27 protein-coding genes are annotated in these 26060 nt (G+C 67.1%); 10 read left to right on the forward strand and 17 right to left on the reverse strand.

What is annotated here, in order from left to right; genetic code table 11:
- Genes NIBR502771_RS18660 through NIBR502771_RS18685 form a run of 6 tightly spaced genes read right to left on the reverse strand, consistent with a single transcriptional unit; the run spans nucleotide 1 to nucleotide 7089 of the window.
- Nucleotides 1–558, reverse strand: coding sequence for a MaoC family dehydratase (locus NIBR502771_RS18660; RefSeq protein ID WP_141161008.1), 558 nt, complete (start codon nucleotides 556–558; stop codon nucleotides 1–3).
- Nucleotides 555–1331 (reverse strand): CoA transferase subunit B, encoded by a 777-nt coding sequence (locus tag NIBR502771_RS18665; protein ID WP_370871403.1) that lies wholly within the window; start codon nucleotides 1329–1331, stop codon nucleotides 555–557. Before NIBR502771_RS18665 ends, NIBR502771_RS18660 begins: the two co-directional genes overlap by 4 nt.
- A complete protein-coding gene (locus NIBR502771_RS18670) occupies nucleotides 1328–2092 on the reverse strand; it encodes a CoA transferase subunit A (RefSeq protein WP_141161636.1) in 765 nt (254 codons plus the stop codon). The genes NIBR502771_RS18665 and NIBR502771_RS18670 overlap by 4 nt, the downstream gene beginning before the upstream one ends.
- A 20-nt stretch (nucleotides 2093–2112) precedes the next feature.
- On the reverse strand, nucleotides 2113–3276 hold the full coding sequence (locus NIBR502771_RS18675; protein WP_141161010.1) for an acyl-CoA dehydrogenase family protein: 1164 nt from the start codon (nucleotides 3274–3276) through the stop codon (nucleotides 2113–2115).
- A 2-nt stretch (nucleotides 3277–3278) separates the two neighbouring features.
- Entirely contained in the window at nucleotides 3279–5474 is a 2196-nt protein-coding gene (locus NIBR502771_RS18680) for a biotin carboxylase N-terminal domain-containing protein (RefSeq protein ID WP_371706608.1), read from the reverse strand.
- Between the two features lie 7 nt (nucleotides 5475–5481).
- On the reverse strand, nucleotides 5482–7089 hold the full coding sequence (locus NIBR502771_RS18685) for a carboxyl transferase domain-containing protein (protein WP_141161011.1): 1608 nt from the start codon (nucleotides 7087–7089) through the stop codon (nucleotides 5482–5484).
- 147 nt (nucleotides 7090–7236) lie between these two features.
- On the opposite strand from NIBR502771_RS18685, the gene NIBR502771_RS18690 reads away from it, so the two are divergent.
- Nucleotides 7237–7875 carry a TetR/AcrR family transcriptional regulator gene (locus NIBR502771_RS18690; protein WP_141161012.1) on the forward strand — a complete coding sequence of 213 codons (639 nt, stop codon included), beginning with the start codon at nucleotides 7237–7239 and terminating at the stop codon, nucleotides 7873–7875.
- A gap of 94 nt (nucleotides 7876–7969) precedes the next feature.
- Here the strand turns inward: NIBR502771_RS18690 and NIBR502771_RS18695 are convergent, their stop codons facing one another.
- Genes NIBR502771_RS18695 through pdhA form a run of 3 tightly spaced genes read right to left on the reverse strand, consistent with a single transcriptional unit; the run spans nucleotide 7970 to nucleotide 11522 of the window.
- Nucleotides 7970–9346, reverse strand: coding sequence for a dihydrolipoamide acetyltransferase family protein (locus tag NIBR502771_RS18695; RefSeq protein ID WP_141161013.1), 1377 nt, complete (start codon nucleotides 9344–9346; stop codon nucleotides 7970–7972).
- Nucleotides 9343–10353: an alpha-ketoacid dehydrogenase subunit beta gene (locus tag NIBR502771_RS18700; protein ID WP_141161014.1), complete on the reverse strand. Its 1011-nt coding sequence runs from the start codon at nucleotides 10351–10353 to the stop codon at nucleotides 9343–9345. Before NIBR502771_RS18700 ends, NIBR502771_RS18695 begins: the two co-directional genes overlap by 4 nt.
- Nucleotides 10353–11522 carry a pyruvate dehydrogenase (acetyl-transferring) E1 component subunit alpha gene (pdhA, locus tag NIBR502771_RS18705; protein ID WP_141161015.1) on the reverse strand — a complete coding sequence of 390 codons (1170 nt, stop codon included), beginning with the start codon at nucleotides 11520–11522 and terminating at the stop codon, nucleotides 10353–10355. The genes NIBR502771_RS18700 and pdhA overlap by 1 nt, the downstream gene beginning before the upstream one ends.
- Before the next feature lie 193 nt (nucleotides 11523–11715).
- Here pdhA and NIBR502771_RS18710 point away from each other — a divergent pair, with 193 nt between their 5' ends.
- The 4 genes from NIBR502771_RS18710 (at nucleotide 11716) to NIBR502771_RS18725 (ending at nucleotide 14093) form a co-directional block, all read left to right on the forward strand.
- Nucleotides 11716–12189, forward strand: a complete 474-nt coding sequence (locus NIBR502771_RS18710; protein WP_141161016.1) for an Lrp/AsnC family transcriptional regulator — start codon at nucleotides 11716–11718, stop codon at nucleotides 12187–12189.
- Between the two features lie 236 nt (nucleotides 12190–12425).
- The gene (locus tag NIBR502771_RS18715; RefSeq protein ID WP_141161638.1) at nucleotides 12426–12905 is read left to right on the forward strand and encodes a hypothetical protein; all 480 of its coding nucleotides are present in this window, start codon (nucleotides 12426–12428) and stop codon (nucleotides 12903–12905) included.
- 146 nt (nucleotides 12906–13051) lie between these two features.
- The gene (locus NIBR502771_RS18720; protein WP_141161017.1) at nucleotides 13052–13456 is read left to right on the forward strand and encodes a DUF4383 domain-containing protein; all 405 of its coding nucleotides are present in this window, start codon (nucleotides 13052–13054) and stop codon (nucleotides 13454–13456) included.
- A 16-nt stretch (nucleotides 13457–13472) separates the two neighbouring features.
- Complete coding sequence (locus NIBR502771_RS18725) at nucleotides 13473–14093, forward strand: hypothetical protein (RefSeq protein WP_246839735.1); 621 nt, start codon at nucleotides 13473–13475, stop codon at nucleotides 14091–14093.
- Nucleotides 14094–14230: 137 nt separating this feature from the next.
- On the opposite strand, the gene NIBR502771_RS18730 is transcribed toward NIBR502771_RS18725, so the two are convergent.
- Both NIBR502771_RS18730 and NIBR502771_RS18735 read right to left on the reverse strand, forming a co-directional pair.
- The gene (locus NIBR502771_RS18730; protein ID WP_141161019.1) at nucleotides 14231–15847 is read right to left on the reverse strand and encodes a cation acetate symporter; all 1617 of its coding nucleotides are present in this window, start codon (nucleotides 15845–15847) and stop codon (nucleotides 14231–14233) included.
- Entirely contained in the window at nucleotides 15844–16224 is a 381-nt protein-coding gene (locus NIBR502771_RS18735; RefSeq protein WP_141161020.1) for a DUF485 domain-containing protein, read from the reverse strand. The genes NIBR502771_RS18730 and NIBR502771_RS18735 overlap by 4 nt, the downstream gene beginning before the upstream one ends.
- Nucleotides 16225–16436: 212 nt before the next feature.
- Here NIBR502771_RS18735 and NIBR502771_RS18740 point away from each other — a divergent pair, with 212 nt between their 5' ends.
- From NIBR502771_RS18740 to NIBR502771_RS18760, 5 genes are read left to right on the forward strand one after another with little or no spacing between them, the layout of a single operon-like run.
- Nucleotides 16437–17618: a sensor histidine kinase gene (locus NIBR502771_RS18740; protein ID WP_141161021.1), complete on the forward strand. Its 1182-nt coding sequence runs from the start codon at nucleotides 16437–16439 to the stop codon at nucleotides 17616–17618.
- Between the two features lie 32 nt (nucleotides 17619–17650).
- Entirely contained in the window at nucleotides 17651–18367 is a 717-nt protein-coding gene (locus NIBR502771_RS18745) for a LytTR family DNA-binding domain-containing protein (protein ID WP_141161022.1), read from the forward strand.
- A complete protein-coding gene (locus NIBR502771_RS18750; protein ID WP_141161023.1) occupies nucleotides 18364–18735 on the forward strand; it encodes a DUF485 domain-containing protein in 372 nt (123 codons plus the stop codon). Before NIBR502771_RS18745 ends, NIBR502771_RS18750 begins: the two co-directional genes overlap by 4 nt.
- A gap of 7 nt (nucleotides 18736–18742) precedes the next feature.
- Nucleotides 18743–20209 carry a cation acetate symporter gene (locus NIBR502771_RS18755; protein WP_141161639.1) on the forward strand — a complete coding sequence of 489 codons (1467 nt, stop codon included), beginning with the start codon at nucleotides 18743–18745 and terminating at the stop codon, nucleotides 20207–20209.
- Nucleotides 20210–20227: 18 nt separating this feature from the next.
- Nucleotides 20228–20917, forward strand: coding sequence for a hypothetical protein (locus NIBR502771_RS18760; protein WP_141161024.1), 690 nt, complete (start codon nucleotides 20228–20230; stop codon nucleotides 20915–20917).
- Nucleotides 20918–20939: 22 nt separating this feature from the next.
- Here NIBR502771_RS18760 and NIBR502771_RS18765 read toward each other — a convergent pair whose 3' ends face one another.
- The 6 genes from NIBR502771_RS18765 to rpsB form a co-directional block, all read right to left on the reverse strand.
- Nucleotides 20940–21524, reverse strand: a complete 585-nt coding sequence (locus NIBR502771_RS18765) for a DivIVA domain-containing protein (RefSeq protein ID WP_141161640.1) — start codon at nucleotides 21522–21524, stop codon at nucleotides 20940–20942.
- A gap of 134 nt (nucleotides 21525–21658) precedes the next feature.
- The gene (locus NIBR502771_RS18770) at nucleotides 21659–22579 is read right to left on the reverse strand and encodes a phosphatidate cytidylyltransferase (protein WP_141161025.1); all 921 of its coding nucleotides are present in this window, start codon (nucleotides 22577–22579) and stop codon (nucleotides 21659–21661) included.
- Nucleotides 22579–23136: a ribosome recycling factor gene (frr, locus tag NIBR502771_RS18775; RefSeq protein ID WP_141161026.1), complete on the reverse strand. Its 558-nt coding sequence runs from the start codon at nucleotides 23134–23136 to the stop codon at nucleotides 22579–22581. The genes NIBR502771_RS18770 and frr overlap by 1 nt, the downstream gene beginning before the upstream one ends.
- 128 nt (nucleotides 23137–23264) lie before the next feature.
- The gene (gene pyrH / locus NIBR502771_RS18780) at nucleotides 23265–24002 is read right to left on the reverse strand and encodes a UMP kinase (RefSeq protein WP_141161027.1); all 738 of its coding nucleotides are present in this window, start codon (nucleotides 24000–24002) and stop codon (nucleotides 23265–23267) included.
- 150 nt (nucleotides 24003–24152) lie between these two features.
- A complete protein-coding gene (gene tsf / locus NIBR502771_RS18785) occupies nucleotides 24153–24989 on the reverse strand; it encodes a translation elongation factor Ts (protein ID WP_141161028.1) in 837 nt (278 codons plus the stop codon).
- Between the two features lie 130 nt (nucleotides 24990–25119).
- Entirely contained in the window at nucleotides 25120–25983 is an 864-nt protein-coding gene (gene rpsB / locus NIBR502771_RS18790; protein WP_141161029.1) for a 30S ribosomal protein S2, read from the reverse strand.
- Nucleotides 25984–26060: the final 77 nt, after the last annotated feature.

A 26060-nucleotide genomic window follows, 5' to 3' on the forward strand; every position in this document is an offset into this window, starting at 1 on the left:
CTATTCTCCGACGTTTTGGCTGCCCTGTGCGTTCCCATGCGCCTCCCGCGTCCACATCAGGCAGCTGCGGGTGGCCCGTGCCACCACGGCGCCGTCCTGGTTGCGGCCGGTGTGTTCCATGGTCACGATGCCCTGGCCGGGGCGTGAGGCCGAGAGCCTCCTGCCGGTGATGACGGTCTCCGTGTACAGGGTGTCCCCGTGGTACAGCGGGTGCGGGAAGGAAACGTCCGTCAGGCCCAGCTGGGCAATGATGGTCCCTTGGGTCAGCTGGGTGACGGACTGGCCCACCATGGTGGCCAGGGTGAACATGGAGTTCATTAGCCGTTGCCCGAACGGCTGGCCGGCGCTCCAGGCGGCGTCCAGGTGCAGCGCCTGGGTGTTCATGGTCAGGGTGCTGAACAGGACGTTGTCCGTTTCCGTCACCGTCCTGCCGGGACGGTGGGCGTACACCAGCCCCTCCTCCAGCTCATCGAAGTACAGCCCGCGCTGTTCGATGACCTGCGGGCCGGCAGCGGCGCCGACCCCGGAGTTGCCCTCCGCGGAGTTGCTGCCGGTCATACCGTGAGTTCCCGGTCTTCCTCGAACAGGTCCGCCCCGGTAGCGGCCACTACATCCTCCACGGAGACGTTGGGGGCCAGTTCGCTCAGGACCAGCCGCGATCCGCCGCCGTCCCGCACGACGTCGATGACGGCCAGGTCCGTGATGATCCGGTCCACGCAGCCCTTCCCGGTCAGCGGCAATGAGCACTCCTGGACGATCTTGGGGTTGCCGTTGCGGTCGACGTGCTCCATCATCACGATCACCCGCTTGGCCCCGAACACCAGGTCCATGGCCCCGCCCATGCCCTTGACCATCTTTCCCGGGATCATCCAGTTGGCGAGGTCCCCGTTGGCTGCCACCTCCATGGCGCCGAGCACGGCCACGTCAACGTGGCCGCCGCGGATCATGCCGAAGGACGTCGCCGAATCGAAGAACGCCGCTCCCCTGTTGACGGTCACGGTCTCCTTGCCGGCGTTGATGAGGTCGGGGTCGATGGCGTCCTCGGCCGGGTAGGGGCCGACGCCGAGGATCCCGTTCTCCGAGTGCAGCACCACCTCCACTCCGTCCGGGATGTAGTTGGGGATCAGGGTGGGCATCCCGATGCCCAGGTTCACGTACTGGCCGTTGCGGAGTTCCTTGGCCACCCGGGCGGCAAGCTCGTTTCGCGTCCAGCCTTTGGTTTCGGCGGCGCCTGCTCCGCCGGGTCCGGGCTGGTGCTCGCCGCCACGCCGGTATTCCGGGCGTACGGCTTCTGGCCGCGGGGCGTCGGGGCTGTTGGGATCCATGGTCATGCTCCTGCCTGGTTGAGTGCCACCGTCCGCTTTTCGATCCGCTTTTCCCCGTCCTGGGCCAGGACCACCCGCTGGACGAAGATGCCGGGGGTGTGGATGTGTTCGGGGTCCAGTTCGCCGGGTTCCACGAGTTCCTCCACCTCGGCGATGGTGATGCGCCCTGCCATGGCGCACAGCGGGTTGAAGTTCATGGCCGTGGCGTGGAACACCAGGTTGCCGTGGCGGTCTCCCTTCCACGCATGCACCAGCCCGAAGTCCGGCGTGAGCGACTCTTCCAGGACGTAGTCCACTCCCCCGAAGGGGCGCACTTCCTTCGGCGCGGAGGCGACCGCGATCCCGCCGTTGGCGTCGTACTTCTGCGGCAGGCCGCCGTCGGACACCTGCGTGCCAACCCCCGCCTTGGTATAGAACGCCGGGATCCCGGCCCCGCCGGCCCGCAGCTTCTCGGCCAGCGTGCCCTGCGGGGTGAGCACCACCTCAAGCTCGCCGGCAAGGTACTGGCGGGCGAACTCCTTGTTCTCGCCCACGTAGGAGCTGATGGTGCGGCGGATGCGGCCGTCGCGGAGCAGGATGCCGAGCCCCCAGTCATCCACGCCGCAGTTGTTGCTGACGGTCTCCAGGCCCGAGGTGCCGGCCCGGTGGAGGGCATCGATTAGGGCCACCGGGATCCCGCAGAGCCCGAATCCGCCCACCGCCAGCGAGGCGCCATCGGGGATGTCCGCGACGGCTTCGTCAGCGCTGGCAACAACCTTGTCAATCATCATTGATCCTTTCGGGCCGGCTAGAGTCCCAGTTCGCGGGCAATCAGCATCAGCTGGACCTCCGTGGTGCCCTCCCCCACTTCAAGGATCTTGGAGTCGCGGTAGTGGCGCGCCACGGTGAACTCGTTGATGAAGCCATAGCCGCCGAATACCTGGGTGGCATCCCGCGCATTGTCCATGGCTGCCTCGCCTGCGACCATCTTAGCGATGGCCGCCTGGGTCTTGAACGGCTTGCCGGCAAGCATCCGGGCGGCCGCGTCGTAGTACGCCAGGCGGGCGGTGTGGGCGCGGGCCTCCATCCGGGCGATCTTGAAGGAGATGGCCTGGTACTTGCCGATTTCGTGGCCGAAAGCCCGGCGTTCGCGGGCATACTTGACGGACTGGTCAACGCAGCCCTGCGCGGCACCGGTGGCCAGGGCGGCGATGGCAATCCGGCCCTCGTCCAGGATGGACAGGAAGTTGGCGTACCCGCGCCCCTCGGTCCCCAGCAGGTTTTCCTCCGGCACCCGGACGTCCTTCAGGGTGAGGGGGTGGGTGTCCGAGGCGTTCCAGCCCACCTTGTTGTAGGGCTTTTCCGCCTTGAAACCGGGCGTGTCGATGGGGACCAGGATGGTGGAGATGTCCTTCTTGATGCTGCCATCGGGGCGTTCCTGCTGTCCGGTGACGGCGGTGACGGTGACCAGACGGGTGATGTCGGTTCCGGAGTTGGTGATGAATTCCTTGTTCCCGTTAATCACCCACTGGCCGTCCTCCCGCCGGGCGTGGGTCTTGGTGCCGCCGGCATCCGAGCCGGCCTCCGGCTCGGTGAGCCCGAACCCGGCGAGCGCCTGGCCGGAGGCCAGCATGGGCAGCCATTCCTGTTTCTGCGCGTCCGTGCCGAACCGGTACACCGGCATGGCACCGAGGGACACGCCCGCCTCCAGGGTGATGGCGACAGACTGGTCCACCCGGCCAAGCTGTTCCAGTGCGAGCGCCAGGGCGAAATAGTCCCCGCCCATTCCGCCGTATTCCTCGGGGAACGGCAGCCCGAACAGGCCCATTTCCGCCATCTGCTTCACCACTTCATAGGGGAAGCTGTGCTCTTCGTCGTGTTTGGCGGACACCGGGGCCACGACGTTGTCCGCGAAGTCGCGGACGGTGTCGCTGAGGTCCTGGTATTCCTCGGTGAGTTCAAAACCGGTCATGGTCAGGCTCCTTCGCCTTGTTCTGCAGCTTCGCCTGTAACGGTGTCTGCGTCGGTGTGTGCGGGTTCCGCATCCGCAGGGTGGATGGTGGCCAGGATTTGGTCGGCCTTGACAAGGTCACCGGTACGGGCGGTCAGGTGGACGGTGCCGGCAAGGGGGGCCACCAGGTGGTGTTCCATCTTCATGGCCTCGACGGACACCAGGACTTCCCCCGCTTCCACCGCATCTCCGTCGTTGACCGGGACCGCCACGACGGTTCCGGGCATCGGCGAGCGCACCTCGGGATCGGCGGCACCTTCCTGTCGCTGGACTGCTGCGAGGACCCGCTCCAGCCGGGCTTCCCGGGTGAGGAGTTCCAGCCGGCAGGACCAGCCGCCCCTGCCGAGGAAGATCTGCCCGGGGGCCACGGCCACCCGGTACTCCCGGGCTGCCCCGCCAAGGGTAAGGACTGCGCTGCCGTCTTCCGCCCTGCGCAGCGACGCTTCCTGCGGCGCGCCCCCGTTGACGGCGGCCACGGCTGTGCCTCCACCAGTCGGACTGTCCGTCACCGCAACGGTGGCCACCCCGCCGTCGGGCGTTCCCAGGCTGATCCGGCGGGGCGCCGGTGCCCCCAGCCGCCAGCTGCTCCTGTAGTGCCACGGTCCGCGGGCGGGAGTGGGATGGTTCCCATCCTCCTGTGCGAGTGAGTACAGCGCTGCAGCCACCAGTTCGTGATCGCCAATGCGCCTGAATTCCAGCGCCGGCATCTTCCGTTCGATCAGTCCGGTGTCCAGTAGCCCGGCCCGGACATCGGGATCGCTGAGCAGGAGCCGCAGGTACTCGACGTTGGTCTCGATGCCCAGTGCCGTGTACCCGGCCAGCGCCTTGTCCAGGGTTTCCAAGGCTTCTGCACGGTCTCCGCCCCAGGCGATGACCTTGGAAATCATGGGGTCATAGTTGGCGGAGAGCTCCAGCCCTTCCAGCAGCGAGGAATCCACCCGGACCCGGCCGTCGTCCGCAGGTGGCAGCTCGGCCAGCCGGAGCACCGTCCCGGTGGATGGGAGGAAGTTCTTTTCCGGCACCTCGGCGTAGACGCGGGCCTCCACCGCGTGGCCGGAAAGCCCGACGTCGGCCTGCCGGATGGTGAGCGGCTCACCGGCGGCGATCCGAACCTGCCATTCCACCAGGTCGACGCCCGTCACCATTTCCGTGACGGGGTGCTCCACCTGCAGCCGGGTGTTCATCTCCATGAAGAAGAACTCATCCGGCGCATTGTCCGAGACCAGGAACTCCACGGTTCCGGCCCCCGTGTAGTTCACGCTGCGGGCGGCGTTGCAGGCGGCCTCGCCGATCCGCGCACGCACGTCCGCACCGTTCGGCAGGCCCTCCAGCAGGGGCGAGGGGGCTTCCTCGATGACCTTCTGGTGCCGCCGCTGCAGGGAGCATTCGCGTTCGCCCAGGTGGATGACATTGCCGTGGCCGTCCGCGAGGACCTGGACTTCGATATGCCGTGGTGTGGTCACCAGCCGCTCCAGGAAGAGGGTGTCGTCACCAAAAGCGGCGGCGGCCACCCGCCGTGCGGTGGCCAGGGCGGCGGGCAGGTCCGCCGGCTTCTCCACCACGTGCATGCCTTTCCCGCCGCCACCGGCGGAGGGCTTGATGAGAAGCGGGAAGCCGACGGCGCCGGCGGCCTCCTCGAGCTCACTGTCCGTCATGCCGGGCCTGGCGATGCCGGGGACTACCGGCACGGAGTAGCCTGCCACGTGGTTTTTGGCGCGGATCTTGTCGCCCATCACATTCAGCGCGTCCACGCCGGGACCTATGAACGCTATGCCGGCCTTCTCGAGGGCACGGGCGAAGTCCGCATTCTCGCTCAGGAAGCCGTAGCCGGGGTGGACCGCTTCCGCCCCGGACTGCCGGCAGGCCTCAAGGATGGCGTCGATGCTGAGGTAGCTTTCGGTTGCCGCTGCCGGGCCGATGCGTAAGGCTGTGTCAGCTTCACGGACGTGGCGGGCGCCGGCATCGGCATCGCTGTAAACGGCCACCGATCGGATTCCCAGCGCGCGCAGCGTGCGGATGACGCGGCAGGCGATTTCCCCCCGGTTGGCCACCAGGACGGTGCTGAAGAGGGGTGCGCCGCCGGTTTGCGCGCTAACGGCTTCACCGACCGGCGTGCCTGCGGCGAACCGCTGCGTTGCGGTGTTGGTCTGCATGGTCATTGCTGGCTCACATCCGGAAGAGGCCGAAGGAAGTCTCCGGGAAGGGGGTGCGGGAGACGACGTCGAGCGCCAGGCCCAGGACGGTTCGGGTATCGGCCGGGTCAATGACGCCGTCGTCCCACAGCCGGGCGGTTGAGTAGTAGGGACTGCCCTGGTCCTCGTACTGCCGGCGGATGGGTGCCTTGAAGGCTTCCTCGTCCCCGGCAGCCCATTCCTCCCCTGCGGCTTCGTACTGGTCCCGTTTGACGGTGGCCAGCACGCTGGCTGCCTGGTTGCCGCCCATCACCGAGATCCGCGCGGCCGGCCACATCCACAGGAACCGCGGGGAATAGGCCCGTCCGCACATGGAGTAGTTTCCCGCGCCGAAGGAGCCGCCAATGACCACCGTCAGTTTGGGGACGCGGGCGGTGGCGACGGCGGTCACCATCTTGGCACCGTTCTTGGCGATGCCGCCCTGCTCGGCGTCCCTGCCCACCATGAAGCCGGAGATGTTCTGCAGAAAGAGCAGCGGGATGCCGCGCTGGTCGCAGAGTTCAATGAAATGCGCACCCTTGAGCGAGGACTCGCTGAACAGCACGCCGTTGTTGGCCACGATCCCTACAAGGTGTCCGTCAATCCGGGCGAATCCGGTGACCAGGGTGGTGCCGTAATCCTTCTTGAATTCGTGGAACTTGCTGCCGTCCACCAGGCGGGCAATGACCTCGTGGACGTCGTAGGGGGCGTTGACGTCCGTGGGCACGGCGCCGTAGAGCCCTTCCGGGTCCACGGCCGGTTCGACGCCGGGCTCCACCTGCCAGGCCGGCGCGGCCGGCGGCGGGAGGGTGGCAACGATGTCCCTGATGATCTGCAGGGCGTGTTCGTCGTTTTCTGCCAGATGGTCGGTGACTCCGGAGATTTTCGAGTGCACCTCGCCCCCGCCCAGTTCCTCGGCGGTGACGATTTCACCGATGGCTGCCTTCACCAGTGGCGGCCCGCCCAGGAAGATGGTGCCCTGGTTCCGGACAATGACGGTTTCATCGCTCATGGCGGGGACGTAGGCTCCGCCGGCAGTGCAGGACCCCATGACGGCGGCGAGCTGCGGAATCTTGGCGGCGGACAGGCGTGCCTGGTTGTAGAAGATCCGGCCAAAATGGTCCTTGTCCGGGAAGACCTCGTCCTGCATGGGGAGGAAGGCCCCGCCTGAATCGACCAGGTAGATGCAGGGCAGCCTGTTTTCCAGGGCGATCTCCTGGGCGCGGAGGTGCTTCTTCACCGTCATGGGGTAGTAGGTGCCCCCCTTGACGGTGGCGTCGTTGGAGATGACCAGGACCTGCCGGCCATGCACCAGGCCGATCCCCGCGATAACCCCGGCACCGGGAGCGTCGCCGCCGTACATGCCGTTGGCGGCGAGCGGGGCGATTTCGAGGAAAGGGCTGCCGTCATCGAGGAGCTGGTCGATCCGGTCCCGCGGCAGCAGCTTGCCCCGGGCTACATGGCGGTCCCGCGACTTTAGGGGGCCGCCCAGTGCAGCATCTGCCAGCTTCTTCCGCAGCTCCCCCGCGAGCGATGACTGTTCCTCCCGGTTGGCGCGGAAGGACTCGCTTGCCGGGTCGAGCCGGGTGGCCAGGGTCTCCATCGACGCTCCGTCCTTGGGTGCGGGCCGGGCGGCCGCCAGGCCAACTCGGTTAGTGACTAATAACTGAAATTCAGGTTAGTCTCGATTAACTGTGATGTCCAACACAGCATCGCGTTGCTAGACTCTGGGACGGCCCAAGGAGGAAAAGTGTCCAGCAATACCGCGCAGCCGGCCCCTGCCGCCCAGGCCCCCACCACCCAGCGCGGCAAGGCCAAGGAGAACCGGCGCCAGGCGTTGCTCTCCGCTGCCGCCTCACTGTTCGCGGCCAACGGCTTCAACCGGGTTTCACTGGAAGACCTTGGCGCGGCTGCGGGCGTCAGCGGACCTGCCGTGTACCGCCACTTTTCCGGTAAGCAGGCAGTCCTGGCCGGCCTGCTGGTCACCGTGAGCCAGGAACTGCTCGACGGCGGGCGGCAGGTCGTGGAGCGCACGGCCGACCCCATGGCCGCACTGCGGCAGCTGGTGGAGTTCCAGGTCAACTTCGCCCTCGGCAAGCCGGACGTGATCCGGGTGCAGGACCGGGATCTTCCGAACCTGTCGGAGCAGGACCAGCTGGCCGTGCGGACGCTCCAGCGCAGCTACGTGGAAATCTGGGTGGACGTCCTGGCGCGGATCCATCCCGATACCGACGTTTCGGACCTGCGGATGCGGGCCCATGCCACGTTCGGGCTGATCAATTCCACCCCGCACTCCGTCCGCAGCCATGGCCGCCGGATGGCCTCGAGGACCGCGCGGCCCCTCCTGGAGGCCATGGCCATGGCCGCCCTGACCGTGCCCTCGGCCTGACCCAACCGCCCACCGGACACCAACGGCCGCAGGCCGCACCACCGGCCCCGGGCAGCACCGCTTGTGCGGGCCGGGGCCGGCGGTGCGGACTCCGCTAGACCATGGTGATTACCATGCCGGGTTCGGCCAGGATGGCTCCCACGTCCGCCAGGAACCGGGAACCCTGCTCCCCATCCACCAGGCGGTGGTCGAAGGACAGGCTCAGCGTGACCACCTGGCGCAGCGCCACCTCGCCCCGGTATTCCCATGGCATGGTCCGGACCGCTCCGAGGCCAAGGATCGCTGCCTCCCCCGGGTTGAGGATAGGGGTACCGGCGTCGATGCCGAAGACGCCGATATTGGTGATGGAGATTGTGCCGCCGGACAGGTCAGCCGGCGTGGTCTTGCCCGCCCGTGCGGCGTCGGCGAGCGCCGTGAGCTCCTGCGCCAGCCGCGGGAAAGGCAGGGCGTGGGCGTCCTTGATATTGGGAACCATTAGCCCGCGCGGTGTGGCGGCGGCGATGCCCAGGTTCACGTAGTTGAAGGTGACGATCTCCTGGTTTTCTTCGTCCCAGCGGGAGTTCAGCGCCGGATTCCGCCCCAGGGCGATCAGTACGGCTTTGGCGGCCAGCGTCAACGGGGTCAGCTTGATTCCCGAGAATTCCCTGCTGGTCTTGAGCTTGGCCAGGAGATCAAGGCTCGGTGTGACGTCCACGGTCAGGAACTCCGTGGCATGGGGCGCGGTGAAGGCGCTCTGCACCATGGCGGCAGCGGTGTGCTTACGCACCCCCTTGATGGGCGTCCGGGTTTCCCGCTCCCCCGTCCCGGCTCCATCTGAAGACGATTCCCGCCGCTGCTGCGGGACAGGTTCCGCGGCGTGGCCGGAAAACTCCTGCACGTCCTCCCGCGTGATCAGTCCGCCGGGACCGGTCCCCGGAACCTGTGCGAGGTCCAGCCCCAGGTCCTTGGCCAGTTTGCGGACAGGAGGCGTGGACCGGGGACGTTCGGCTCGCCCGCTGTCAGCGGGCGGCGTTTCACCAGGACCGGTTGCGACAGGCTTGGTTTCGGCAGGCTCAACCACTGGGGCAAACGTCCGCGCCCGGCGCGTGGGGCGGCCGGAACCTTCGACGACGGCCCCGTACCCCACGAGGTTAGGTTCCCGTTTCGGCGTCTCCGCCACGGTCTCCCCGGACCCCGTGCCCGCGGCGCCGGACGACGCCGAAGGTGGGGCGCCGGCGTCGTCCGCCACCTCAAAGGAGACAATCGGCTTGCCCACCTCCACGACCGAACCGGGCTGTTCGTGAAGTTCCTTGATGACCCCGGCGAACGGCGAGGGAAGCTCCACCACGGCCTTGGCGGTTTCCACTTCGGCGATGACCTGGTTCAGGCTGACGGTGTCGCCAACGTCCACTTTCCAGCTAAGGATTTCGGATTCTGTGAGTCCCTCGCCCAGGTCCGGGAGACGGAATTCCTTGATCATGGTGGCGCTCATCCTTCCAGTCCACTCAGGGAATTGGGACGTCCCAGGGCGCGGTCCACGCCGTCCAGGATGCGGTCCAGGCCCGGCAGGTGATGCATTTCCAACTTGGAATACGGATAGGGAATGTCGAAGCCCGTGACGCGCACCGGGGCCGCCTCGAGGTGGTAGAAGCACCGCTCGGTGATGCTGGCCGCCACTTCCGCGCCGAGCCCGCCGGACTGCCCTGCCTCGTGCGTGACCACCAGGCGCCCGGTCTTCCGCACGGACGCCACCACGGGTTCGTAGTCCACAGGCGCCAGCGAGCGCAGGTCGATGACCTGGATCGATATGCCCTCGTCAGCGGCGGCGGAAGCGGCGTCGAGCGCGGTCTTCACGAGCGGACCATAAGCCACCAGGGTGACGTCCGTCCCGTCGGTGAGCAACCGCGCCTTGCCCATGGGCTCGGCGGACTGCAGTCCGGCGGCCTCGTCCACGTCCCCCTTGTCGTGGTAGCGGCGCTTGGGCTCGAAGTACAGGACGGGGTCGTCGCAGGCGATGGCCTGCTGGATCACCGTGTACGCGTCCTGCGGGTTGGAAACAGTGACCACGCGCAACCCGGACGTGTGCGTGAAATAGGCTTCGGGAGATTCGGAATGGTGTTCGGGCGAGCCGATGCCGCCGCCGAAGGGCACCCGGATGGTGATGGGCATCTTCACGGCACCCCGGGTTCGGTAGTGGAGCTTGGCCACCTGGCTGACGATCTGGTCGAAGGCGGGGTAGATAAAACCGTCGAACTGGATTTCCACCACGGGCCGGTAGCCGCGATAGGCCAGGCCGACGGCGGTTCCCACGATGGCGGACTCCGCCAGGGGCGTGTCCACTACCCGGTGGGTGCCGAAGTCCTTCTGCAGCCCGTCCGTCACCCGGAAGACGCCGCCCAGGGCGCCAATGTCTTCCCCGAGGAGAACCACCTTGGAGTCGTTTTCAAGGGACTTCCGGAGCCCGGCGTTAATGGCACGGGCAAAGGTCAACTGGGTCATCAGCGGACACCTTCTTCTTGAACGGCTCCTGCGGGATCACCGAAGGAGGCCAGATACCTTGCATAGTGGTCCTGCTGGCGTTCCAGCCAGGAATTGGGCGTGCTGTAAACGTGCTTGAAGATGTCCATGGGCTGGGGCTCCGGCATGGTGGTGCATCCACGGCGCATCTGCGCTGCCACGGTGTCGGCTTTCTCCTTGACCTGCCGCTGCAGCTCCCCGGTCAGCAGCCCCTTCCGCTCCAGCAGGCCGGCCAGCCGGGAAATGGGGTCCTTGGCGGCCCAGTCCTCCAGCTCGTTGGCGTCACGGTAACGGGTGGGATCATCGGCGGTGGTGTGCGGGCCCATGCGGTAGGTGACGGCCTCGATGAAGGTGGGGCCGCCGCCGCGGCGCGCCCGGTCCAGGGCCAGCCGTGTGGCCGCCATGACCGCCAAGACGTCATTGCCGTCCACCCGGAGGCTGGGAATGCCGAATCCGGCGGCCCGGTCCGCGAGCTGGATGTGCGACTGCAGGCGCACGGGCTCGGAGATTGCCCAGTGGTTGTTGGTGCAGAAGAACACCACCGGGACCTGGAAGCTGGCCGCGAACACCATGGCCTCGTTGACGTCGCCCTCGCTGGTGGCACCGTCGCCAAAGTAGGTGACGGCCACGGCGTCGGCACCGTCGTTCTGGATGCCCATGGCGTAGCCCGTGGCGTGCAGGGTCTGGGCGCCGATGATGATCTGCGGGGTGGCCATGTTGATGCTGTACGGATCCCAGCCGCCGGAGGCGTTGCCGCGCCAGACCCGCAGGAGGTCCGTCAGGTCCACGCCGCGGCAGTAGGCCACGCCGTTCTCGCGGTAGCTGGAGAACACGAAATCGTCGGCGCGCAGGGCCCGCCCGGAGCCGATCTGGGCTGCTTCCTGCCCCAGGAGTGGCGGCCAGAGGGCAAGCTCACCCTGGCGCTGCAGCGCCGTGGCCTCAACATCGATCCGCCGGATGACGGTCATGTCCTCGAAGAGGGAGCACAGTTGTCCATCCGTGATGTCCCTGACCCAGAAATCGAACTCCGGGTGGCTGATCCGCTCACCGGCCGGGGTGATCAGCTGGAGGAACTCCGGCCCGGCTGCACCAGGATTTCCTGCGCTTTCGGGGGTACTTGCGCCGCTATGGCCCGTTTGGTCTGTAGACACGATTGCCGCAACCTTCGAACGTCGTTGACCTGTGGTTTTGGGGCTTTTGGCTCCGGCTGCCACCGGCCTTCCGGGCGTCATTGCCCCAGATACTGTGACCCTACTCACAACAGCCAGGAGGTACAACCACCGCCGCTATTTCTGAGCAAAGTGCCCTGTCACGATCCGCTCCACCGTGCTAGCGTTGCGCATTATGCGAGCTTTGGATGGCACAGACACCCGCCTGCTGGCGGCGTTGGCGCAGGACCCCCGCCGGACCGTGGTGGCCCTCGCCCAGAAGCTGGGCCTGTCCCGCAATACCGTCCAGGCGCGCATGGCCCAGCTGGAAAAGAAGCACGTCTTCCTGTCCTTCGAGCGGCGCCTCAACCCGGCAGCCCTGGGCTATCCGCTCATGGCCTTCATCTCGGTCCACGTGCAGCAGCAGAAACTCGGGCGGCTGGCAGAGGAAATCGCTGCCATCCCCGAGGTCCTGGAAGGCTACGGGCTGACGGGTTCGGCAGACCTGCTGCTGCGCGTGGTGGCCAAAGACGCTGAGGACCTTTTCCGCATCAACGGCAAGATCCTGGCCTGCGACGGCGTGGAGCGGGCAGATACGGCCCTTGCCATGGGCGAGTTGATCCCCTTCCGGGTGCAGCCGCTGCTGGACCGGGGCTCCGAAGCCGGGTAGCGGCAGCGTCAGGACGCAGCTTCAGGCACGACGCCGGCAGGCAGGGTTATAGGCTGGTCCAGTCATGCGCCGGGCCGGGAGGGTCCGGCCACTTCGCCGGCGCCGCAGCGCCTGTTCGACGAAAGGCTCCCCCTTTGAGCAGTTCCCACGGTCCGGGCAGTCCCCACGGTCCGGGCAGTCCCGAGGATCCGTACCGGCAGGGCCAAGAGGGCTTCACCCCACAGGGGTTGCCCCCGATGCCGGCCCGGCCGGCGCCGTTCGGCCTCCCGGGGGAACCACCACCGCCGAGGAGCCGCAGGAGGCTATGGATCATCCTGGGGAGCATTGGCGGGGTGCTGCTCCTGGTGATCCTCGGCGTCGTGATCCTGGTGAATGTGGTGGGCAGTGCCACCAACCAGGCCCGGGGCCTGGCCGACGATTTCACCAAAAAGGTGATTGCCGGCGATACCTCGGGCGCCTACGACCAATACCTCGACCCTGCCTTGCAGAAGCAGCTTTCCAAGGAGGCTTTCATCTCCGGCGTGCAGAGCCTGGAAATGGACAGTTCCTGCAAGCCCGCCTACACCGACCTCAAAGTGGCCACCGAGAACGGCGTCAAATCGGCCGAGGTGGTGGGCCAGATCAGCTGCACCGGCAAGAAAGTGGACCTCGCCTACCGGTTCCAGGGCACTGACAGGCTGCTGATGACCAACATCAAGCTTCGGCCCGCGGCCTAGGCAGGTCCAGCCGGCGGAAAAATGGAAAGGGTACTGACCTTTCCACCCATCCGCCCCCGGCAATGATCCGAATCGCTTCCGAGGGCCCCACCCGGGGGCCATATCCGGCGGGACAATCCACCCGCCCTGAAGGAAGGATTCGGGTCATGCGAAATTCACCCAACCGCCTCGTCGCCTCCGCTTTCGGAGCCGTCTACCTGCTGGTGGGCCTCTTGGGCTTCGCCGTTACGTCCGGGGTCGGTTTCGCGGCCACCGAGGGCGCGAACCTCATCATTTTCGAGGTGAACCCGCTGCACAACGTGATCCACCTGGCCATCGGCGCCGCACTGCTCTTCGCCGGGCTCCGCGGGGTTGACAGCGCACGCACCGTGAACGCCGCCGTCGGCGCCGTCTACCTCCTGGTCGGCATCGTGGGGCTGTTCCTGCTGGATTCGCCGCTGAACATCATCGCCCTGAACGGTGCCGACAACGTCCTCCACCTCGCCAGCGCCGTGCTCCTCCTCGGCGTGGGCCTGTCCCTGGACAAGTCGCCGGCCGCTGCCCGCGCCTAGCATGGCACGGTCCGGCATGGTTTCGCTCCGGCCCACCGCACCGCGCGCCCACCCGGTGGTGGTGCAGTCCACGGCGCCCCGGGCGGACTCTCTGGTCCGCCTGGTCACCGGGTTCGCCGGCTTCGGCGCAGGCTCGGTCAACCTGGCCATCTCCTCCAGCTTCCTCGCAGGAGGCGCTTCTGGACCGGCAGCGCTCCTTGCGGGCGTGGCGGCCTGCCTCTGGGGCGCCGGGCTGCTGGCCGGGACCGTGGCCTTCCTGGCCAAGGACCGGCTGGCCGGCAACAGGTGGGCGCGGTACGCCCTGGCCGGTGCGGCCGCCACCCACGTGGCCGCCATAGCCTTCCCCATCTCCGCCACCTCCCGGCTCAGCCTGACGCAGCTTTCGGCGCTGCTGCTGACGCTGATGATCATCGCCTCGCTCGGGTGGCTCCAGCGGCACAGCACCCCGGCGGACGGGACGCCGCAGCCAGCAGGGGTCGGCATGCGCCCCGGCAGGCTCTTGCTGGCAGCGTTCGCCGGGGCGGTGCTGGTGGCAGGCATTACGACGCCGGGCCTCGCCGCCTCGACGGCGGGACAGTACGCCGTGCCACACGGTGAACACGGGAACCTGGCACCGGGCGGCCACCACCATCCCTGATCGGCCACCGGAAAACACACCGGGTCCGTCCCAACGAAAGAGCCTCCGTGCCGCATCCGCGGCAGGAGGCTCTTCACGTTGCGCCGGAACAGTCGCGGCGCTGGTTGTTGTGGTCCCGGTTTCAGGGGTGGCCCGGTTTAGTGGTCCACAGCCTTTTCGGCACCGATGCCGGTCAGGGAGCGGACCTCCATCTCTGCCTGCTTGGCAGGATCCTCCCGCCGCTTGTCCAGGGTGGTGCCCAGCCAGCCCAGGAAGAAGGCCAGCGGGATGGACACGATGCCGGGGTTGCTCAGCGGGAAGAGGGCGAAGTTGGCACCCGGGATCATCGAGGTCTTCAGTCCCGAAACCACCGGGGAGAACACGATGAGCAGGATGGCCGAAGCCAGGCCGCCATACATGCTCCACACCGCGCCCTGGGTGGTGAACTTCCGCCAGAACAGTGAGTAGATGATGGTAGGCAGGTTCGCCGACGCAGCGACGGCAAAGGCCAGCGCCACCAGGAAGGCCACGTTCTGGCCGTTGGCGAAGATGCCGCCCAGGATGGCCAGGATGCCGATGACCACCACGGTGCGCCGGGCCACCCGGACTTCCGTGGCGGCGTCGGCCTTGCCCTTGGCGATGACGTTGGCGTAGATGTCATGCGCAAAGGATGCTGCGGCAGTGATGGTCAGACCGGCCACCACCGCCAGGATGGTGGCGAACGCCACCGCGGAGATGAAGCCGAGCAGCAGCGGCCCGCCAAGGTGGAAGGCCAGCAGAGGTGCGGCAGCGTTGACACCGCCCGGTGCGGATTTGATGGTGTCCGCGCCCACCAGGGCAGCTGCGCCGTAGCCCAGCACCAGGGTGAACAGGTAGAACAGGCCGATCAGCCAGATGGACCAGACCACGGACTTGCGGGCTTCCTTGGCCGTGGGCACGGTGTAGAAGCGCATCAGCACGTGCGGGAGGGCTGCCGTGCCCAGGACCAGCGCCAGGCCCAGGGACATGAAGTCCAGCTTGGAGGTTTCGGTCTTCCCGTACTGCAGGCCCGGGTTGAGGACTGCGGGATTGTTGGCGGTTTCGACGGCGCCGCCCAGCAGGGCCGAGAGGTTGAAGCCGTAAATGGCCAGGACCCAGAGGGTCATCACGGCGGCGCCGGCGATCAGCAGCATGGCCTTGATGATCTGGACCCAGGTGGTGCCCTTCATGCCGCCGATCAGGACGTACATGATCATGAGGGCGCCGACGACGATGATCACCAGGGCCTGTCCGCCCCAGTCGCTGATGCCCAGCAGGAGGGAGATGAGGCTTCCTGCGCCGGCCATCTGGGCCAGCAGGTAGAAGAAGCAGACCGCGAGGGTGGAAATGGCGGCCGCGATCCGGACCGGGCGCTGCTTGAGCCGGAAGGACAGCACGTCCGCCATGGTGAATTTGCCGGTGTTGCGCAACAGCTCAGCCACCAGCAGCAATGCCACCAGCCAGGCGACCAGGAAGCCGATTGAGTACATAAAGCCGTCGTAGCCGTTGATGGCGATGGCGCCGGTGATGCCCAGGAAGGATGCCGCGGACAGGTAGTCGCCTGCGATGGCGGTGCCGTTCTGCGACCCGGTGAACGAGCGCCCGGCGGCATAGTAGTCGGCGGCGGTCTTGTTGTTCCTGCTGGCACGCAGCACGATCACCATGGTCACGGCCACGAACAGGCCGAAGATGCCCATGTTCAGCAGGGTGGTGTCCTTGAGCGCGGCGACATCCACCGCAGCGGGAATTGCGATCATTTGTTGGCTCCGCCCACTCGGTTTGGGTTCTTGTCGAATTCGTGGCCCTCGATCTCGTGCCTGATCTCCGTGGCAATGGGGTCCAGCCGCTTGTTGGAGTAGTGCACGTACCAGCCGGTAATCGCGAACGTGGAGATGAACTGGAGCAGGCCCAGGATCAGACCGACGTTGATGTTGCCCCAGACCTTGGTGGACATGAAGCCCACCGCATAGTCCGCGAGCAGGACGTAGGCGAAGTACCACAGCAGGAAGGCCACTGCCATGGGGAAGACAAAGCTGCGGTGACGCTTGCGCAATTCCTGGAACTGCCCGGTCGACTGGACCTGCTCGAAGTCCACGGACGCCGCTGCGTCCGGAGTATGGGCATCATTACCCATCGTTCCTCCTCATTGAGTTGCCGGAACACACCGGGCGGAGGGCCCCGGACTGCCGGACAGGTACCTGGCCGGCAGCACCACGCGGGGGCACCGCAGATGTGACACCAATCACTGTGCCGCCCGGCAGTGGCCCTGTTCCAGCACTTGGCCGCCCGCCGTCGCTCAACGGCTGCGATGCTGCGGCAAGCGGCACCCGCGCTACGCTGGGCACCATGCCGGACTCCCCCCTCCTTACCGCCGCGGCCGTTGCGGTGATCGCCATGGCCATTGCCGTCGTCGTCGGCGTGGGCCTGAAGGTGCTCCGCTCCTTCCGGGAACTGGGCACCGACGCAGAGCGCGCCACGTACCACACGCTCCACGCCGCCTCCCAGGCCGGGCAGCACCTGAGGCGCGGCCTGAACCCCGCCGGCGCCGCGAAAGCCAGCCGCCAGCTGCGGACCCTCCTCGCCTGCGAAGCCTTGGCGATCACCGACACCTCCGGCGTCCTGGCCTGGGACGGGGGTGCCGAGGACATCCGGCCGCGCCTGATGGACCTCGCAGCGGATGTCCTGGCCTCCGGGCGGACAGCAGTGCTCTCCGCCGGCGCGGAGGGAACCGGCGGCCACCTTTCCGGCGTCATCGCCCCGGTACGCGCCGGCACCCGGGTGGTGGGCGCGCTGGCAGCCTTCGCACCGTCCGCCGGGGCAGGCCTGGTCAGGGCAACCGGGGAAGTGGCCGACTGGGTGGCGGTCCAGGTGGAGCTCGCCGAGCTGGACGCCTCCCGGACGCTCCTGATGGAAGCGGAAGTCCGGGCGCTGCGGGCCCAGATCAGCCCGCACTTCATCTACAACTCGCTCAACGCCATCGCCTCCTTCATCAACACCGATCCGGAACGGGCCAGGGAGCTGGTGGTGGAGTTCGCGGATTTCACCCGCTACTCCTTCCGGCGGCATGGCGACTTCACCACCCTCGCCGAGGAGCTCCGCTGCATTGACCGCTACCTGCTCCTGGAGCGGGCCCGGTTCGGCGAGCGCGTCCAGGTCAGCCTCCGGGTAGCGCCGGAAGTGCTGGGCACCGTCATTCCGTTCCTCAGCCTGCAGCCGCTGGTTGAAAACGCCGTCCGGCACGGGCTCGAGGCCAAGGAGGGGCCGGGGCACATCACCATCACGGCGGAGGACGCGGGGGCGTTCGCCGAAGTCACCATTGAGGACGACGGCGTGGGGATGGATCCGGAGCAGCTGAGGTCCGTGCTGGCGGGCCATACCGACGGGGACCACGTGGGGCTGCGGAACGTGGATGCGCGCCTGCGCCAGGTGTACGGCAACGACCACGGGCTGGTGGTGGAAACGGCGCCGGGCGAGGGAACGCTGATCACCATGCGGGTGCCGAAGTCCCAGCCGGGGCATGATGCGTAAGGCCGGCCTGCCGCTGGACGTAACCTAGGAGAATGATAAACGTCCTCGTCGTTGATGATGAGCTGCCCGCCGTTGAGGAGCTGGCCTTCCTGCTGGGCAGGGATGAGCGCATCGGCAAGGTCCTGCGGGCCACGTCCGGCGCAGAGGCGCTCACGGCCCTGTCCGGCGGCAGCATCGACGCTGTTTTCCTGGACATCCACATGCCTGCGGTCTCGGGCCTGGACATCGCCGCCGCCATCGCCCGGAGCAGCAATCCGCCGGCCGTAGTTTTTGTCACCGCCGACGAGGACCACGCCCTGGCCGCGTTCGAACTTGCCGCCGTGGATTACCTGCTCAAGCCGGTGCGTGCGGAGCGCCTCGCGCGTTCGGTTGGGCGGATCTGCGAGCTGCGGGAGGGCGGAGCGGCGCCGGAGATGATCACGGTGGACCAAGGCGGGACCACCAGGATGATCCGGCGCGACGACGTCACCTATGTGCAGGCCCAGGGCGACTACGCCCGGCTGCACACAGCCGACGCAAGCTACCTCATCCGGGTGCCGCTGGCTGACCTGGAACAGCAATGGGCGGACGCCGGCTTCATCCGCACGCACCGCTCCTACCTGGTGGCACTCAAACACGTGTCCTCCATGAAGCTGGCCGCCGACGGGCCGCGCGTCACGGTGGCCGGCGCCGGGCTGCCCATCAGCCGGCGGCACCTGCCCATTGTGCGGGAGAAGCTGGAGGCAACCAGGATCAGGCCGCACACATGACCCGGGTCCGGGTTACGGCCCCCAGCGCAGCTGCCCGCACCGCTGTCCATGGTGCCCCGCGTCCGTTTGAGTCGCGGGAAGCCGCGCAGGATTCCGAGGTAGGCCAGGTGTTCGTCCGGTCGCTGATCAGGTCCCAGCTGCGGCTGGCCCTGGTGGTGGCAGCCGGCTTCCTGCTGATCCTGGCGGCGTTCCCGCTGACTTTGGTGCTGGTTCCCGGCCTGGCGGACACCACCATCGCAGGCATCCCGTTCGGCTGGCTGCTGCTGGGCGTGGGAATCTACCCGGTGATCGGGTTGGGCGCCTGGCTCTATGTCAGGACCGCGGCGCGCAATGAGGCGCGCTACCGGGACCTGGCCGGGGACCAGTGACGCGGCCGTGAATGCCGGCATCGCGATCACTGCCGTCACGGTGGTGTCCCTCGCCACTGCCATCATCGGGTTCTACGGGCTGCGCATCTCGCGCACCACCGGGGATTTCTACGTGGCGTCCAGGACCGTGCGGCCCTGGTGGAATGCGTCGGCGATCGGCGGCGAGTACCTCTCTGCGGCCAGCTTCCTTGGCGTCGCCGGGCTGATCCTGGTGTCCGGGACCGACGCGCTGTGGTTCCCGGTGGGCTACACCGCCGGCTACCTCATGCTGCTGCTCTTCGTCGCCGCCCCGCTGCGCCGGTCCGGCGCCTACACCATCCCTGACTTCACCGAGTCCAGGCTCGCCTCCCGGACAGTCCGCCGGGTCACCAGCCTGGTGGTGGTGATGGTGGGGTGGCTGTACATCGTGCCGCAGCTGCACGGTGCGGCCCTGACCATCCATATCGCCACGGGGCTGCCCAACTGGGTGGGTTCGCTGGCCGTCGTGGTGGTGGTATGCCTCACGGTGGTGGCGGGCGGCATGCGCTCCATCACGTTTGTCCAGGCGTTCCAGTACTGGCTTAAGTTGACGGCGCTGGCCGTGCCCATCCTGTTCATCATTTTCGTGCTGGCCGGCCAGGGAGCCGAACCCGAGTCCGCTCCCGCGGTGAACCCCACGGGCGCGGCGCCCGCCGGGCTCTACCAGAACGTGTCCCTGCTGGTGGCGCTGCTCTTCGGCACCCTGGGGCTGCCGCACGTGCTGGTCCGGTTCTACACCAATCCGGACGGGCATTCAGCCCGGCGGACCACTCTCATCGTCCTTGGACTGCTGTCCGTGTTCTATCTCTTCCCCACGGCGTTCGGGCTGGTGGCCAGGATGTTTGCCCCCGATCTTGCCCGTTCCGGGCAGCCGGACGCCATGGTCCTGCGGCTGCCAGGTGAACTCATTGGCGGGGTGGCGGGCGACCTGCTCTCGGCCCTGGTGGTGGCCGGGGCCTTCGCAGCGTTCCTGTCCACCACCTCCGGCCTGGTGGTGTCCCTGGCAGGGGTCATCAGCCAGGATGTCCTGGGCGGCAGCGTCCGCGGGTTCCGGCTCGCCGCCGTCATCTCCGCCGTCGTCCCGCTTGGCTTTGCCTTCATGACCGGCTCCCTGGCCCTGGCGGGCAGTGTGGGCCTGGTCTTCGCCTTCACGGCGTCCACGGTCTGCCCCGTGTTGCTGCTCGGCATCTGGTGGCGGGGCCTGACCGACGCCGGAGCCATTGCCGGCATGGTGACCGGCGGGGTGCTGTGCGGCGGGGCGATGATCGCCGGCGCACTGTCGGGATCCGGCCCGACGCCGCCCTGGCTGGCGCAGCCTGCGGCCTGGAGCGTCCCGGCCGCATTCGCCGTGACGGTCATCGTGTCCCGGGCCACTTCGCACCGGATTCCCGGGACCATGCCGCGCATCATGACGCGGCTTCACACCCCGGAGCGGCCGCTGGCAACCGAGCGGTGACCGGGGGACAATAGCGCCATGTCCATCGAGGACGGCGGTGCCTCCCACCAGCAAAGCGGGGTCCCTCCCTCCGTGCGCGCCCAGTTGCTCGCCACGGAACACTGGGGCCTGCTGGCGTCGCGCAGTACGGCCCAGGGCGAGGTCCTGACCCGCATCAGCATGTTCCTGACGTTCACCTCGGCCAGCATTGTCAGCGTGGCCCTGGTAGGGCAGGCCACGGGCTTTTCGGATGCATTCGTCCTGCTGGCAGTCGTGGTCCTGCTCATCGACACGGCGATCGGGCTGCTGACCCAGCTCCGGGTGATGAACGTGGCCCACGAGGACCTGATGTACGTGACGGCCATGAACAGGCTGCGTGCTGCCTACGTGGACCTGGATCCGGGCGTGGCGCCTTACCTGATGGCCGCGTACCACGACGACGAGGCCGGTTCGCGGCAGACCTACTACTTCTTCGGCAACCGCGGCTCCTTCAGCCACGTCGCTGGCAGCAGCATGATCTTCATGACGACGGCGAACGCCGCCCTGATTGCCATCGTTGCCGGGTTGTTGGTCACCCTGGCCGGGGCGGGGACATCAGGCGGGCTCATCGTCGGGGCGCTGTGCGGACTGGCATTCCTCGCAGTGTCCGCTGTTCGCGGGTACCGGAGCTACCGGGAGGTGTGGCGCCGCTTCACGCCGCTCTCCCCCACCCCGCCGGACGGGGACTGAGGCCCTTCCCGCAGCAGCCCCGTCAGTCGATGGCTGCCATCAGCTCGACAACGCGGTCCAGGAACGCGTCCACCTGCGATTCCTCGTATCCTTCCCGGCCGACGGCCGGGCGGAAGACTGCACGGCGCACACTGTCCACGCTCAGCGGCTTGTCCTGTTCGAGGTAGGCGACGAGTTCGCGGCACAGCCGGTCGACGTCGTCGGTGTTGTAGCTGCGCGCCCTGTTTTTGCTGGGCCGGCGGAAGCGGTCTCCGTCGGGCCGGTGCAGGCGTCCGCGGAGGATGCCGGACAGGCTGCCGATTTCCCGCAGCCAGGCCTCTTCCCCCTGTGCCGCGATCAGCTCGTCGCGCTCCCGGCGGGCAAACGCGTCCTCGAGCCGGTCCAGTGCGGCGTCCACCACGGCGGCGGAGTAGCCGCCCTTGACGGGGTCGAAGGACACGGCCCGCACGTCGGCGCTGTTGACGGGCTCGGTGGCTGACTCGGGAGTTTCCAGGGAGATGCGTGCCCGCTGCAGGAACTGGTCCACCTGCCGGGCGTTGTACCCGTACTCGCTGCGCTGCACGCGCTCAAAGGACGCAGGGATCTGCCGATGAATGTCCAATGCCACTTCGATTCCTTCAATGCTCTTCAGCCGGTAGTGCTTCCGCACCAGTTTAGGGTGCCGGGACCAGCGCGGCCGCGGGTCCCCCGTTGTGTGTCATTTCCGGCTTTATGCGCCGGAAGGGTGATGCGCCGGAGGGGTTATGCGCCGGCCACCATGCCGTACAGGATGAAGGCCACCGGCGAGGCGAAGACGATGGAGTCCAGCCGGTCCATCACTCCACCGTGCCCGGGCAGGATGCTGCTCATGTCCTTGACTCCCAGCTCACGCTTGACCATGGACTCGGCGAGGTCGCCGGCGGTGGACGCTGCCACGGTTCCTACGGCCAGGACCGCACCCACCCACCACGGCTTGTCCAGTACGAAGAGGGCGGCCAGGACGCCAATCAGCATGGCACCCGCCACCGACCCGGCGAAGCCTTCCCAGGACTTCTTGGGGCTGATCTTCGGTGCCATCGGGTGCTTCCCGAGGGACGCTCCCACCAGGTAGCCGAAGGTGTCGTTGGAGACCACCAGCAGCAGCATGACGGCGATCTCCCACGCCCCGAGGGGGGCCAGGCCCCCGGGCCACAGCCCCAGCGGGGTGGTGCCGGCCGCGTGCAGCGGCAGTGCCGCGAAGCTGATGAAGAACGGGACCCACCCCAGCGTGAACACGCCGGCGAAGATGCTGTTGGCCGAGCCGGCGGCACTTTCGATCGACCGCCACAACAGCACGGCCACGGCACTGAGCAGCAGGGCGAACAGTTGGCTCTCGATGCCGCCAAAATAGGCGGCGAACGGCATGGCCAGTGTGCCGGTCATGACCGGCACGATGGGCATCCTGGTGCCGTTGGCCTCGAGCGCCCGGTAGATCTCCCATACGCCAAAGACTGCGAAGGCCGTGACGATGGCTACGAAGGCCAGCGGGACGAACAGCAGGCCGCCCAGCACGGCGATGAGCATGGACAGGCCCACCACGACGGCGGCGGGCAGGTTCCGCCCGGCCTTTGGCGTCGGGTTGCTCCTGGGCTGCTTCCCCCGTGTGCGCGCCCGTGGTGCGGGGGCCTGATCTGCCTGGCCCATCAGACTTCGAGCAGCTCTGCTTCCTTGCGCTTGAGCAGCTCGTCGATGCCGTCCACGTGGGCCTTGGTGAGGCTGTCCAGTTCCTTTTCGGCGCGGTTGCCTTCGTCCTCGCCGGCCTCGCCGTCCTTCACCAGGCGGTCAAGGGTTTCCTTGGCTTTGCGGCGGATGTTGCGGATGGAGATCTTGGCGTCCTCGCCCTTGGTCTTGACGATCTTCACGTATTCCTTGCGGCGTTCCTTGGTCAGCTCAGGGATGGTGATCCTGATGACGTTGCCGTCGTTGGACGGGTTGGCGCCGACCTCGGAATCGCTAAGGGCGCGTTCGATGTCCCGCATGGCGGTTTTGTCGAACGGAGTGATGAGGATGGTGCGGGCGTCCGGGATGGCGAAGGAGGCCAGCTGCTGCAGCGGCGTGGGCGAGCCGTAGTAGTCCACCAGGACCTTGTTGTAAAGGCCGGGGTTGGCGCGGCCGGTGCGGACGGCGGCGAAGTCTTCCTTGGCTACCTCTACCGCCTTGTCCATCTTTTCTTCGGCTTCGAGCAAGGTTTCTTCGATCACGGTCTCTCCTGACGGTTCTGGTGCAGTCCGGGGAGCCGGTTCCCTGCACTCACGTGGTTCTATGTTGCCGTTTCCGTCCCCGCCGGTGGGGCGGGGACGGAACTGTCCTGAAATCATCCTAGCCGCAGCTAGGCGGTGACCAGGGTGCCCAGCTTTTCGCCAAGGATGGCGCGGGTGACGTTGCCTTCACCTTCCATGCCGAAAACCACCATGGAGAGGTCGTTGTCCTTGCACATGGTCATGGCCGTCTGGTCCATGACGCGGATGTCGCGGCGGAGGGCGTCGTCATAGCTGAGCGTTTCCAGCCGTTCCGCGGTGGGGTCCTTCTTGGGGTCGGCGGTGTAGACAGCGTCCACCCCGCTCTTGGCCATAAGGACCACGTCGGCGTGGACTTCCAGGGCACGCTGGGCTGCCACGGTGTCGGTGGAGAAGTAGGGCAGGCCTGCGCCTGCGCCGAAGATGACCACGCGGCCCTTTTCCATGTGGCGGATGGCGCGGCGCGGGATGTAGGCCTCGGCCACCTGGCCCATGGTGATGGCACTCTGGACTCGGGTTTCCACGCCCGCCTGCTCCAGGAAGTCCTGCAGGGCCAGGCAGTTCATGACCGTTCCCAGCATGCCCATGTAGTCGGCACGGGACCGGTCCATGCCGCTCTGGGACAGTTCGGCGCCACGGAAGAAGTTTCCGCCGCCCACCACAATGGCCACCTCCACTTCGGGAACGGCTGCGGCAATCTGCTTGGCGACGTTGCGGACGGTCTCGGGATCGACACCGAGCTTCCCGCCGCCGAAGACCTCTCCGGAGAGCTTCAGGAGGACCCGCCGCCGGTTCTTCTCCGAATGCGTGACAGTGTTGACGGCTTCCATGATGCCTTCCCGTTGGTGACTCTGAAAAAAGGGTATCCTGCCGGCTCCGGTGGTCGGAACCGGCAGTGGTCCAAGCGGACTGTTGCTGCGTCCGTTTGGGCGCATGCAAAAGGGGCGGCCACCGAAGTGGCCACCCCCTTGCAGTTTCGACTAGGAGCCGACGCGGAAGCGCGTGAACGCGGTTCCCTTGACACCGGCCTCTTCGAGGACCTGTGCCACGGACTTCTTCGCGTCCTTGGCGAATGCCTGGTCAACCAGGACCTCGCCCTTGTAGAAGCCGGTTACGCGGCCTTCCACAATCTTGGTGAGGGCAGCTTCGGGCTTGCCCTCGGCCTTGGCGGTCTCTTCGGCGATGCGGCGCTCGGACTCGACGAGCTCGGCCGGAACGTCCTCACGGGTGAGGTAGTTCGGGGCCATGGCGGCAATGTGCACGGCGACGTCGTGGGCGGCGGCGGTGGCGGCTTCGCCTTCACCGTCGACGGCGAACAGCACGCCGACCTGGGCCGGGAGGTCCTTGGAGGTCTTGTGCAGGTAGGCGTCAACCGTCGCACCCTCAACGCGGGAGATGCGGCGGACGACGACCTTCTCGCCCAGGATGGCGCCTTCTTCGACGACAACCTCGGAGAGCGGCTTGCCGTCAACGTCGGTGGCCAGCAGGGTTTCGAGGTCGGCAGCGCCGGACTCGACAGCGACAGCCAGGACCTTGTCGGCCAGCTGGATGAACTTGTCAGCCTTGGCGACGAAGTCGGTCTCGCAGTTGACCTCGATCATGACGCCGACGCCGTTGCTGACCTTGGCGGCCACGAGGCCTTCGGCGGTGGAGCGGCCTTCGCGCTTGGTAGCGCCCTTGAGGCCCTTGATGCGGATGATCTCGATGGCCTTTTCGGCGTCACCGTTGGCTTCGTCAAGAGCCTTCTTGACGTCCATCATGCCGGCGCCGGTGCGCTCGCGCAGGGCCTTGATGTCCGCGGCAGTGTAGTTCGCCATGTGAACCCCTCTGTCTAGAAATGTGTGGTGGTGTACGGACCGACAGGACGGCAGCCCACGGAGGTGGGCTGCCATCCTGTCAGCAGCTCCGGCTGCGGACAGCGCGGAGAATCCGGATTTTTTTGCGTGACTACTTGGCGTCTTCGGCGGGAGCCTCGGCAGCTGCCGGGGCTTCCTCGGCTGCCGGAGCTTCAGCGTTCTCTGCCGGAGCTGCAGCGGCTTCTGCTTTGCTGCCTTCGAGGAGCTCGCGCTCCCACTCGGCCAGCGGCTCTTCCGGAGCTTCAGCAGCGCCCGTGCCGCGGTTGTTGCGGGCGATCAGGCCCTCGGCAACGGCGTCGGCCACAACGCGGGTCAGCAGGTTCACGGAGCGGATGGCGTCGTCGTTGCCCGGGATCGGGAAGTCGACTTCGTCCGGATCGCAGTTGGTGTCCAGGATGGCCACAACCGGGATGTTCAGCTTCTTGGCCTCGTCAACGGCGAGGTGTTCCTTCTTGGTGTCAACAACCCACAGCAGGGACGGAGCCTTGGTCAGGTTGCGGATACCGCCGAGGTTGGACTCCAGCTTGGTCAGCTCGCGCTTGAGGAGCAGGAGTTCCTTCTTGGTGTAGGCGGAACCGGCGACGTCGTCGAAGTCGATCTCTTCGAGTTCCTTCATGCGCTGGATACGCTTGGCAACCGTCTGGAAGTTGGTCAGCATACCGCCGAGCCAACGCTGGTTGACGTAGGGCTGGCCCACGCGGGTTGCCTGCTCGGCAATTGCTTCCTGGGCCTGCTTCTTGGTGCCGACGAAGAGCACGGTGCCGCCGTGGGCAACGGTGGCCTTGACGAACTCGTAGGCGCGGTCGATGTAGGACAGCGACTGCTGCAGGTCGATGATGTAGATGCCGTTGCGCTCGGTGAAGATGAAGCGCTTCATCTTCGGGTTCCAACGGCGGGTCTGGTGTCCAAAGTGGACGCCGCTGTCAAGCAGCTGGCGCATGGTTACGACGGGCATTCCGGCGCTCCTTATTTTCCGGCAGGTCATTCATGAGAAAACCCGGAGGCTTCTTACCCTGCCAATAGTTGACGGTT

This window comes from Pseudarthrobacter sp. NIBRBAC000502771, assembly GCF_006517215.1.
Lineage (GTDB): Bacteria > Actinomycetota > Actinomycetes > Actinomycetales > Micrococcaceae > Arthrobacter > Arthrobacter niigatensis.

Coding starts and splice junctions, on each gene's coding strand:
- NIBR502771_RS18725 (WP_246839735.1), top strand. CDS start 13,473: ATGGTTTCGCTCCGGCCCACCGCACCGCGCGCCCACCCGGTGGTGGTG.
- NIBR502771_RS18740 (WP_141161021.1), top strand. CDS start 16,437: ATGCCGGACTCCCCCCTCCTTACCGCCGCGGCCGTTGCGGTGATCGCC.
- NIBR502771_RS18665 (WP_370871403.1), bottom strand. CDS start 1,331: ATGACCATGGATCCCAACAGCCCCGACGCCCCGCGGCCAGAAGCCGTA.
- NIBR502771_RS18760 (WP_141161024.1), top strand. CDS start 20,228: ATGTCCATCGAGGACGGCGGTGCCTCCCACCAGCAAAGCGGGGTCCCT.
- NIBR502771_RS18770 (WP_141161025.1), bottom strand. CDS start 22,579: ATGGGCCAGGCAGATCAGGCCCCCGCACCACGGGCGCGCACACGGGGG.
- pyrH (WP_141161027.1), bottom strand. CDS start 24,002: ATGGAAGCCGTCAACACTGTCACGCATTCGGAGAAGAACCGGCGGCGG.
- NIBR502771_RS18680 (WP_371706608.1), bottom strand. CDS start 5,474: ATGACCATGCAGACCAACACCGCAACGCAGCGGTTCGCCGCAGGCACG.
- NIBR502771_RS18675 (WP_141161010.1), bottom strand. CDS start 3,276: ATGACCGGTTTTGAACTCACCGAGGAATACCAGGACCTCAGCGACACC.
- NIBR502771_RS18685 (WP_141161011.1), bottom strand. CDS start 7,089: ATGGAGACCCTGGCCACCCGGCTCGACCCGGCAAGCGAGTCCTTCCGC.
- NIBR502771_RS18745 (WP_141161022.1), top strand. CDS start 17,651: ATGATAAACGTCCTCGTCGTTGATGATGAGCTGCCCGCCGTTGAGGAG.
- NIBR502771_RS18695 (WP_141161013.1), bottom strand. CDS start 9,346: ATGAGCGCCACCATGATCAAGGAATTCCGTCTCCCGGACCTGGGCGAG.
- NIBR502771_RS18710 (WP_141161016.1), top strand. CDS start 11,716: ATGCGAGCTTTGGATGGCACAGACACCCGCCTGCTGGCGGCGTTGGCG.
- NIBR502771_RS18700 (WP_141161014.1), bottom strand. CDS start 10,353: ATGACCCAGTTGACCTTTGCCCGTGCCATTAACGCCGGGCTCCGGAAG.
- NIBR502771_RS18670 (WP_141161636.1), bottom strand. CDS start 2,092: ATGATTGACAAGGTTGTTGCCAGCGCTGACGAAGCCGTCGCGGACATC.
- NIBR502771_RS18735 (WP_141161020.1), bottom strand. CDS start 16,224: ATGGGTAATGATGCCCATACTCCGGACGCAGCGGCGTCCGTGGACTTC.
- NIBR502771_RS18750 (WP_141161023.1), top strand. CDS start 18,364: ATGACCCGGGTCCGGGTTACGGCCCCCAGCGCAGCTGCCCGCACCGCT.
- tsf (WP_141161028.1), bottom strand. CDS start 24,989: ATGGCGAACTACACTGCCGCGGACATCAAGGCCCTGCGCGAGCGCACC.
- NIBR502771_RS18730 (WP_141161019.1), bottom strand. CDS start 15,847: ATGATCGCAATTCCCGCTGCGGTGGATGTCGCCGCGCTCAAGGACACC.
- NIBR502771_RS18660 (WP_141161008.1), bottom strand. CDS start 558: ATGACCGGCAGCAACTCCGCGGAGGGCAACTCCGGGGTCGGCGCCGCT.
- NIBR502771_RS18715 (WP_141161638.1), top strand. CDS start 12,426: ATGCCGGCCCGGCCGGCGCCGTTCGGCCTCCCGGGGGAACCACCACCG.
- NIBR502771_RS18720 (WP_141161017.1), top strand. CDS start 13,052: ATGCGAAATTCACCCAACCGCCTCGTCGCCTCCGCTTTCGGAGCCGTC.
- rpsB (WP_141161029.1), bottom strand. CDS start 25,983: ATGCCCGTCGTAACCATGCGCCAGCTGCTTGACAGCGGCGTCCACTTT.